Annotated in this window: 9 protein-coding genes; all 9 read left to right on the forward strand. The window is 66.4% G+C overall.

Annotation, left to right across the window (positions count from 1 at the left end):
• The first annotated feature begins 84 nt into the window (after window positions 1-84).
• A complete protein-coding gene (locus ACE3UY_RS20490) occupies window positions 85-957 on the forward strand; it encodes a sugar phosphate isomerase/epimerase family protein (RefSeq protein WP_374689337.1) in 873 nt (290 codons plus the stop codon).
• A gap of 74 nt (window positions 958-1,031) precedes the next feature.
• Window positions 1,032-1,862 carry a sugar phosphate isomerase/epimerase family protein gene (locus tag ACE3UY_RS20495; protein ID WP_374689338.1) on the forward strand — a complete coding sequence of 277 codons (831 nt, stop codon included), beginning with the start codon at window positions 1,032-1,034 and terminating at the stop codon, window positions 1,860-1,862.
• Window positions 1,863-1,991: 129 nt separating this feature from the next.
• Complete coding sequence (locus ACE3UY_RS20500; RefSeq protein ID WP_374689339.1) at window positions 1,992-3,539, forward strand: FGGY-family carbohydrate kinase; 1,548 nt, start codon at window positions 1,992-1,994, stop codon at window positions 3,537-3,539.
• Between the two features lie 87 nt (window positions 3,540-3,626).
• Window positions 3,627-4,658 carry a Gfo/Idh/MocA family oxidoreductase gene (locus tag ACE3UY_RS20505; protein ID WP_374689340.1) on the forward strand — a complete coding sequence of 344 codons (1,032 nt, stop codon included), beginning with the start codon at window positions 3,627-3,629 and terminating at the stop codon, window positions 4,656-4,658.
• Complete coding sequence (locus tag ACE3UY_RS20510) at window positions 4,658-5,719, forward strand: zinc-binding dehydrogenase (protein WP_374689341.1); 1,062 nt, start codon at window positions 4,658-4,660, stop codon at window positions 5,717-5,719. Before ACE3UY_RS20505 ends, ACE3UY_RS20510 begins: the two co-directional genes overlap by 1 nt.
• 110 nt (window positions 5,720-5,829) lie before the next feature.
• Window positions 5,830-6,801, forward strand: a complete 972-nt coding sequence (locus ACE3UY_RS20515; RefSeq protein WP_374689342.1) for a hypothetical protein — start codon at window positions 5,830-5,832, stop codon at window positions 6,799-6,801.
• Window positions 6,802-6,846: 45 nt separating this feature from the next.
• Window positions 6,847-7,422 carry a glucose-6-phosphate isomerase family protein gene (locus tag ACE3UY_RS20520; protein WP_374689343.1) on the forward strand — a complete coding sequence of 192 codons (576 nt, stop codon included), beginning with the start codon at window positions 6,847-6,849 and terminating at the stop codon, window positions 7,420-7,422.
• Between the two features lie 10 nt (window positions 7,423-7,432).
• Complete coding sequence (locus ACE3UY_RS20525; RefSeq protein ID WP_374689344.1) at window positions 7,433-8,404, forward strand: phosphoglycerate dehydrogenase; 972 nt, start codon at window positions 7,433-7,435, stop codon at window positions 8,402-8,404.
• Between the two features lie 120 nt (window positions 8,405-8,524).
• A partial coding sequence (locus tag ACE3UY_RS20530; RefSeq protein WP_374689345.1) for a bifunctional 4-hydroxy-2-oxoglutarate aldolase/2-dehydro-3-deoxy-phosphogluconate aldolase occupies window positions 8,525-8,992 on the forward strand: 468 nt, incomplete at its 3' end.

Below are 8,992 nucleotides of genomic sequence, written 5' to 3' on the forward strand. Positions count from 1 at the left end.
AGTAGGCCAGTGGGTCAGTCGATTAGTCGTGTGATCGCTTGCCACTAACAACTATCAACTATCAACTTCCCCAGGGAGCGGAGCATGATCGAAATTGGCTTTCACACCGACGCCTTCAACAGCGCCTATTGGAACTTTGAGCAGTGCCTCGAGTGGGCGCAGCGCAACGATGTCCACTACATCGAGTGCGGCACGATTGATGGCGTGAGCTGGCTCCACGGGTTGGGCTATCAGCCTCACGTCTCGCTCTGGGAAGACCCGCTGGCTCTGCGCGAGAAGATGGCCCGCTATGGCGTGCGCTTCTCGCAACTGGACGCGGCCTACCCCCTGTCCTTGCCCAACGCGCCGGCGCTGGGCGAGACCTACATCACCAATTCTATCCGCTGGGCCTATCTGGCGGGTTGCGATCACATCGACACGACCGACCACATGCACAAACCGGCCGGCGAGACCGACGAAGCGGTGCTGGAGCGGATGAAGCGCATCTACGGCAATGTGCTGGACGTGGCGGCGCGCTACAACGTGATCATCAATATTGAGCCACACGGCTATTACACCACCAAGCCGGAGTTCATGGAGCGGATGTTGAACTTCTTCGACACGCCGCTCTTGCGCATGAATATGGACACCGGCAACACCTTCATCGCCGGGCAAGACCCGGTGGCCTTCCTGGAACGCTTCAAGCGCCGGGTCAGCCACGTGCACGTGAAGGACGTCAGCCACTCACTGGCGGCGGCCATGCGCGGCGAGTTGACGGGCATCGCCGTCAGCCAGACCGCCATCGGCGACGGCGTCAACGTTGACAACATTCGCCGCTGCTTCGACATCCTGGCTGCCATCGGCTATGACGGCATCGTCAGCATCGAGTGCGAGGGCCAGGGCGGCCCGATGATCGAGAAGAGCCTGGGGTGGGTGAGGCAGCTGGTAGACGAAACGAATGAGCGGATCAGGGGCTAGGTTCTAGGGACTAGGGGCTAGGGAAGAATCCTCTTCCCTAGTCCCTAACCCCTAGCCCCTAACTGGAGAGTGTTATGGCGATTAAACTGGGCATCAACATGGAATTCGTTCGCCATCACGATAAGCCGTTTGAGTATGGCGTGCGGAAGGCGGCCGAGATCGGCTACGAGTACGTCGAACCGATGGTTCACCTGGGGCGCGAACTGCTGAGCGAGGCCCGCTACTTCCACTCCGTCTCCATGTACGACGATCCGCTGTGGGCGCGCGAGGTGGCTGAGAGCGCGGGCATCAAGTTCTCCGGCCTGTCAGCCCATACGCCGCTGTGCAAGCCGGAGATCAGTGTCGAGTACCTGAAGCAGGCCATTCGTTGGGCGGCCGACGCCGGCGCGCCGGTGGTCAACACTGATGAGGGGCCAAAGCCGCTCTGGACAACGAAGGAACAGGACTACACCCTGATGACCTATACGCTGACCGAAGCCGCGCGAGTGGCCGAGCGGCACGGCATCAAGATTGGTCTGGAGCCTCATCAGCAATATAGCAAGACGCCCGATGGGTTAGACAGCATCTATCACCTGGTGCAGTCGCCGGCCATTGGCATCAACTACGACACGGGCAATAGCTATTTGGCGGGCGGCAGCGACCCGTATGAGTGGCTGGAGCGGGTGCTGGACCGGCTGGTGCACGTCCACGCCAAGGATATCAGCCTGGAGCAGGGCGAAGCCGAACGAGGCAAGGTGACGGGCACGCCGGTGGGCTGCGCCTGCGGCGACGGCGTAGTCGATTGGCCGCGCGTCATCGCGCTGCTCAAGCCCGTGGCGCGCGACAAGGACATCGTCCTCAGTGTCGAGTGCGGGACGATTGAGCAGGGGATTCGCAGCTTCGAGTACCTGTCAAAGCTGCTTTAAACAGAGCAGGGGAGCGGGGGTGCGGGGGAGCAGGGGTGAAAAGAGACCGTCAGTTAGCAGCCCTTTTCCCCCTGCGCCTCTGCTCCCCTGCACCCCTGCCGACAGACGGCTGACTTATCGAAGCAAGTAATGGCACAACCACAGTACCTCATCGGTGTAGACCTGGGGACGAGCAGCACGAAAGCGGCGCTCTACCGGCCAGATGGGACGCTGGTGGCGGAGGCGGCGGCTGACGTGCCGCTCTACTACCCGTCGCCGGGCGTCGTGGAGCAGGAGAACGACGACTTCTATCGCACCGCGGCTGAGACGGTCGGCCGCTGTGTGCGCCAGAGCGGCGTTGACCCGCGCCACGTGGCGGCCATCGCTTTCGACAGCCAGATGGCCGGCATTGGGGCCATCGATGAGAAGTACGAGCCGGCCATCCGCTTCGACTCCTGGCTCGACATGCGCTGCCAGCCGTACATCGCCTACCTGAACGAGCATCACGCCGAGCTGATTACCCAGCTGACCGGTTGCGCCCCGACGTGTGACCACGGCCCCAAAATCCTGTGGTGGCAGAACGAGCGACCCGACGACTACGGCCGGGTGGCTAAATTCGTCACGCCTTCAGCCTGCGTGGCGGGCAAGATGGCCGGGCTGCCGGCCGATCGAGCCTTCATGGACTACACCTTCATCCACTTCTCCGGGCTGGCCGACAACCGGGCCGGGGCGTGGAGCGCGGCCATTTGTGATACGCTGGGCGTGCCGATGGACGTGCTGCCGGAGATCGTCGAGCCGTGGCGGGTCATCGGCGAGGTGAACGAGGCAGCGGCGCGCGACTTCGCGTTGGCCCCCGGCACGCCCATCGCCGCCGGCTGCGGCGATACAGCGGCCAACGCCCTGGGCGCGGGCATCGTGCGGCCGGGGCAGGTGTTCGACGTGGCCGGGACGGCCTCGGTGCTGGCCGGCTGCACCGACCGCTTTGTGGCCGACACCCGCCACCGGGCATTGCTGACGATGCGTTCGGTCATCCCCGGCCTTTGGAATCCATTGGCCTACATCGCCGGCGGCGGGCAGGCGTTGCGGTGGTTCAAGGATCAGTTCTTTGACAACGACGGCTCGCGGTCGGCGGACAGCGGCCGGCGGTCAGATGACATGTATGAGCAGATGATCGCCGAAGCCGCCGGCGTGCCTCCTGGGGCGGAGGGGCTGTTCTTCAGCCCCCATTTGGGCGGGCGCATTTGCCCGGCGACGCCGGAGATGCGCGGCGCATGGCTAGGTTTCTCCTGGAGTCACACGCGATCTCACTTTTTCCGCGCCGTGCTGGAGAGCATCGCCTATGAATACGCCTACTACCTGCGCATCTTGCGCGAGTACATCCCCAACCTGGAACTGACCGAGGCGCGGGCCGTGGGCGGCGGGGCGCGCTCGGACGCCTGGAACGGCATCAAGGCCGACGTGTTGGGCATGCCCTACCAGCGCCTCGGCCGGAGCGAGTTCGGCACGTGGGGCAGCGCGATGATTGCCGGGAAAGCGGCCGGTCTGTTCGACGACCTGGCGGCGACGGCGACCGAGCACGCCCGCCCCGCCGGCCCGCCCATCCGGCCCTCGGCTGAGCGCCACGCCGCGTACGAGCCGTTGGTGGAGCGGTACGTGCGATTGCAGGAGCAGTTAGAGCAACTATTTGTCGGTTCGTAGTCAGGCGATTTATCGCCGTTCTGCACGCAGGTGCGATCCACTTTCTGAAATGGGTTGCACCTAACGAAACGAACCCAGGGAGAAAGTATGGCGAATGTACGCATCTGCATGATCGGCGCGGGACGGGTGGGGAAGCTCCACTCCAGCACGCTGCGCCGGCACGTGCCCGGCGGCGAGGTCGTGGCCCTGGTCGATCCGGTGCGATCCATCCTGGACGCGACGGGCGATCAGTTCGGGATCGAGCGGCGCTACGCCTCGCTGGAGGAAGCGCTGGACGGGACGGCGTTCGAGGCGGTGATCATCACCACGCCCACCCCGACCCATCGCGATCTGGCCGTGCTGGCTGCCGCGCGGGGCAAGCACGTCTTCCTGGAGAAGCCGATGGCCCTGTCGCTGGCCGAGTGCGACGACATCCTGGCCGCGGTGGAGCGCCACGGCGTCCTGTTGCAGATAGGTTTCATGCGCCGCTTTGACCCCGACTTCGCCGCCGCCTGGGAGCGTATCCAGGGGGGCGAGATCGGCGAGCCGATGATGATCAAGTCGCTGACCCACGGCCCCGGCCTGCCGCCACCCTGGGCCACCGACCTGAAAACCTCCAATGGCAATCTGGCCGAGGTGAACAGCCACGATCTGGATACGCTGCGCTGGCTGATGGCCTCCAACCCGCGGCGCATGTACGTCGAGGTGGCCAACTTCAAGGGGGCGGAGCGCGGCGTGACGACGGAGCACTTCTACGACAATATGCTCGCCACGGTCAAGTTCGAGTCGGGCGCGCTGGGTCACATCTCCGGCGTCTGCCCCTGCGACTACGGCTATGACAGCCGGGTGGAGATCATCGGCAAGAAGGGCATCATGCAGATCGGCGAGATGAAGGGCGAGTCCATCGTGGTCTGCGTCGACCGCGACCACGGATTGGTGACGCCCATTTTCCGCCGCTGGCCGGATCGCTTCCGCTGGGGCTACATCCGCGAACTGGAGCACTTTGTGGCCTGCATCCTGGCCGAGCGTCCGCCGCAGGTGACCGGCGCGGATGGCCGCTGGGCGGTGGCGATGGTGCTGGCAGGGACGCGGTCGTTCCTGGAAGAACGGCCGGTATACTTGCAGGAGATCATGGGGTAGTGAGCGTGAACGACACGATGTTAGCCGCCGTCTACCACGGCCCGGAGGATTTGCGGGTGGAGCGCGTGCCGGCGCCGGCCATCGGGCCGGATGAGGCGCTGCTGCGGGTGCTGCGGGCCAACATCTGCGGCACGGACTTGCGCATTTTGCATGGCGGCCACCGGCACTTTCCGCCCGGCGTGGCCCGCATCCCCGGACATGAGGTGGTCGGCGAGGTCGTTGCCGTGGGCGAGCGCCTGGCCGGCTATCCGCTCGGCGGTCGCTACTTTGTGGCCCCCAACATGGGCCGGGGCGACAGCCGCGAAACGATCAGCGGCAACAACAACCTCGACCCACACTTTGAGGCGATTGGTATCACGATGGACGGCGCATTTGCCGAGTACATGCGTGTGCCTGCGGCTGCCATCCGCCAGGGCAACCTGATGCCCGTGGCCGAGGGGGTCGATCCGGCCGTGGCGGCGCTCATCGAGCCGCTGGCCTGCGTCTGGCGCGGCCAGAACAAGATCGGGGTGGGCGCGGGCGACGTGGCCCTGGTGATGGGCGCGGGGCCGATCGGCGTGCTGCACGTCATGCTGGCCCGGCTGCGCGGCGCGACGCGGGTCATCGTCAGCGAGCCGGCCGCCGGGCGGCGCGCCCAGGCGTTGGCGCTGGGGGCCGATCGGGCCGTTGACCCGCGAAGCGAAGACCTGGCCGCAGTCATAGCCGATGAGAGCGGCGGGCGCGGCGCGGACGTGGTCATCACCGCCGCGCCGGTGAAGGCGCTGCAAGAGCAGGCGCTTGACCTGGCGGCGGTGGGCGGCCGGATCAACTACTTCGGCGGGCTGGCGAAGGACGATCCTTACATTCGCTTTAACAGCAACACGGTTCATTACAAGGAGTTGATCGTCACCGGCACGACGGCGTGCAGCACCTATGACTGCCTGCGCGCGGCCGAGATCGTCAACAGCGGACGGCTAGACCTCGCGCCGCTGATCACAGCCGCGTTTCCGCTGGCCGAGGCCAACGCGGCCTTCGCCGCGGCGGCCGACGGGCGAAATTTGCGGGTGACGCTCATTCCGTAGAAATTATGAATTATGAATTAGGAATTAGGAATTAGGAATTAGGAATTGCGTCGTCGAGAGGAAGGCAATTCCTGGTCCATGACTGGCGGGTTATGTCTACTGGAAAGGTGATGACCGTGCTTGGCCCTGTCCCGGTAGGTGAGTTGGGCGTGACGGACGCGCACAGCCACTTGTACATCAGTCGGGTAGCGGGCGGGGCCGCCGACGCGCCGGTGTTAACCGACGAAGATGGCGTGGCGCGGGAACTGGCCACCTTTCGCGCGGCCGGGGGTGGAGCGATCGTGGATTGCCAGCCGGGTGGCTGCGGGCGCGACGGCCGGGCGTTGCGGCGGCTGTCAGAGCGGTCGGGCGTGCACGTAGTGGCTGCCACCGGCTTCCATCGCCGCCTCTACTATCCGCCGGACGCGCCGCTGTTCAACCTGAGTGCCGAAGCGGCGGCTGACGTGTTCCGTGATGAGATTCGCCACGGACTGATCGAGACGCGTACCAACCAGATCGCCAGCGGGCCGCCGGCCTCTGGCGCGGTGGGAGAGGCTGGCGAGACGCCGGCGATCCGGCCGGGCGTGATCAAGATCGCCGCCGAAGCGAGCCTGGCGGCGTCGCCACAGGCGCTGTTTGCTGCGGCGGCGGCCGTGGCCCGCGAGACGGGCTACGCCATCGAGATGCACACCGAGCGCGGCGCGGCGGTGGAGGCATTTCTGGACACCTTCATCGCGCAGGGCGTGGCCCCGGAGCGGCTAGTGTTCTGCCACGTGGACAAGCGACCGGACTTCGGGCTGCATCGCGAGCTGGCGCGGGCCGGCGTGCTGCTGGAGTATGACACCTTCTTCCGGCCCAAGTATGACCCGGAGCGAGGCGTCTGGCCACTGATCGGCCAGATGGCCGGCGCGGGGCTGGCCGGCAGCGTGGCCCTGGCGACCGATATGGCCGACCCCGGCCTGTGGGCGGAGTTGGGCGGCGGGCCGGGGTTGTTGGGCATCTTCACGATCATAGGCGCGCGGCTGACCGACATGGGGTTGCCGGCGGCGACGATAGGCGGGCTGTTGGGCGGCCATATCGCCGCCAGGCTGGCAGTGAATTAGAGACCAGGGGCCAAGCTTCCGGCTCCTGATTGGGATTGAGGTTTGATGATGAGCGATCTTCCCTTCACGTTCGAGTTGGACGCGCCGGGCTTCCGACCGTCACACTATGACAACCACATCCGGCGCACGCTGTCGGCCATGCGCGGGCAGTACCTTGACCAGGCTGCCTATGAGGCGCTGCTGGCCGAGGGGGACGCGCCGCTCTATGAGGTCTACGAGCTTAATCGCCCCCACGTGGCCGGGGAATTGCTACACGGCATCTCCATCGTTCACCCCGGCAAGGTGGGCGAGGAGTATTACATGACCAAGGGCCACTTCCACACGGTGCTGGAGACGGCCGAGATTTACTATTGCCTGCATGGACAAGGGGCGATGGTCATGGAGACGCCAGAGGGAGAGTGGGCTGTGGAGACGCTGGTGCCCGGGCGGGTACTCTACGTGCCGCCGCGCTGGGCCCACCGTTCCGTCAACACCGGCGACGAAGACCTGATCACCTTCTTCGCCTACCCCGGCCACGCCGGCCACGACTATGGAACGATTGAGCAGCAGGGCTTCCGCAAGCTGCTGGTCGAGCGGGCAGGATCGCCGGCGATCATTGACAACCCGCGGTGGGCAAGGTAAGCGCAGGGACATGCTCAAACCGTTACACGACTGTCACATCCTGGTTACGCCCACGTCGTATGGGCAGCATGACGCCGCGCTGATGACGGAGCTGGAAGCGTTGGTCGGCCGGGTCACCTATAACGAGACAGGCAAACCACTATCGTCGGCGCAACTGGCGGCGCGGCTGCCGGGGGTGGACGGCTACATCGCCGGGCTGGACGCCATTGACGCCAACGCGCTGGCCGCGGCCGGCGCATTGCGTGTCATCGCCCGCTACGGCGTCGGCGTGAACAACGTAGACCTGGCGGCGGCGCAGGCCCGCGGGATTGTCGTGACGAACACGCCCGGGGCCAACGCCGGGGCCGTGGCCGAACTGACGGTGACCCTGCTGCTGTTGCTGGCCCGACCCGTGCTCGGCGCGGCGGCGGCGACGCGGGCCGGCGGCTGGCCGCGCACGTCTGGACTGTCGCTAGAGGGCAGGACGGTGGGGCTGATCGGGCTGGGGGCCATCGGCCGGGCCACGGCCAGGCGGCTGGGCGGCTTCGGCTGCCGGTTGCTGGCCGTTGACCCGTTGGCCGACCCGGCAACGGCCGCCGCGCTGGGCGTGACGCTGGTTGACCTGGCGACGCTGGCGGCCGAGAGCGACTTCGTCTCGCTCCACGCGCCGCTGCTGCCGGAAACGCGCGGGCTGATCGACGCGGATTTCCTGGCGCGGTTGAAACCGGGGGCCAGCCTGGTGAACTCGGCGCGGGGCGAACTGGTGGACGAGGCGGCGCTGTATAAGGCGCTGACGTCGGGCCAACTGCGCGGCGCGGCGCTGGACGCCTTCGCCGTCGAGCCGCCGCCGGCCGGCCACCCGCTGCTGGCGCTGCCGAACGTCATCGCCACGCCCCACATGGGAGCCCACACCGACGGCGCGACGACGATGATGGGCCGCATGGCGCTGTCCGACTGTCTGGCCGTCCTGCGCGGCGAGGAGCCTGTTTACCGTGTTGTCTAGAGGGTTGAAAAAGCGCGGGGGAGCAGGGGTGCAGGGGCGCAGGGGTGAAAGAGACGCTGCCTTAATCGGCTCTTTCTCCCCCGCCCCCCGGCTCCCCCGCTCCCCTGCATCGAGCAAGCTATGAACAAACAAGAGACACTAAACCGCTTACACGCCCTCGGCCTCGTCGCCGTCATTCGCGGGCCGTCGCCGGAGCTGACGGTGCGCATGGTGGAGGCGCTGGTGGCCGGGGGCGTCACCGGCATCGAGATCACCTACACCACGCCCAACGCGCCCGACGTGGTGCGGGCGCTGGATCGGGCGATGGGGGACAGCATCCTGTTAGGTATGGGCACACTGACTGACCCAGCTCAGGCCGTCGAGGCGCAGGAGGCCGGGGCGCGCTACCTGGTCAGCCCCATCACCGATGAGGCGCTGGGCCGGGCCATGGTCGCCACCGGGCTACCAGTGATGATGGGCGCGCTGACGCCAACGGAGGTTTACCAGGCCCACTGCCTGGGCTCCGACGTGGTCAAGCTGTTCCCCGGTTCGGCCGTCGGCCCCGATTACGTGAAGGCGCTGCACGGCCCCTTCCCCTACATCCGGATC

This window comes from Promineifilum sp. (SeqCode) (assembly GCF_041918635.1).
Taxonomy (GTDB): domain Bacteria; phylum Chloroflexota; class Anaerolineae; order Promineifilales; family Promineifilaceae; genus Promineifilum.

What these genes read in the sequence shown, in the direction of transcription:
- ACE3UY_RS20490 (WP_374689337.1), top strand. Translation starts at nt 85, where the DNA reads ATGATCGAAATTGGCTTTCACACCGACGCCTTCAACAGCGCCTATTGG.
- ACE3UY_RS20495 (WP_374689338.1), top strand. Translation starts at nt 1,032, where the DNA reads ATGGCGATTAAACTGGGCATCAACATGGAATTCGTTCGCCATCACGAT.
- ACE3UY_RS20500 (WP_374689339.1), top strand. Translation starts at nt 1,992, where the DNA reads ATGGCACAACCACAGTACCTCATCGGTGTAGACCTGGGGACGAGCAGC.
- ACE3UY_RS20505 (WP_374689340.1), top strand. Translation starts at nt 3,627, where the DNA reads ATGGCGAATGTACGCATCTGCATGATCGGCGCGGGACGGGTGGGGAAG.
- ACE3UY_RS20515 (WP_374689342.1), top strand. Translation starts at nt 5,830, where the DNA reads ATGACCGTGCTTGGCCCTGTCCCGGTAGGTGAGTTGGGCGTGACGGAC.
- ACE3UY_RS20520 (WP_374689343.1), top strand. Translation starts at nt 6,847, where the DNA reads ATGATGAGCGATCTTCCCTTCACGTTCGAGTTGGACGCGCCGGGCTTC.
- ACE3UY_RS20525 (WP_374689344.1), top strand. Translation starts at nt 7,433, where the DNA reads ATGCTCAAACCGTTACACGACTGTCACATCCTGGTTACGCCCACGTCG.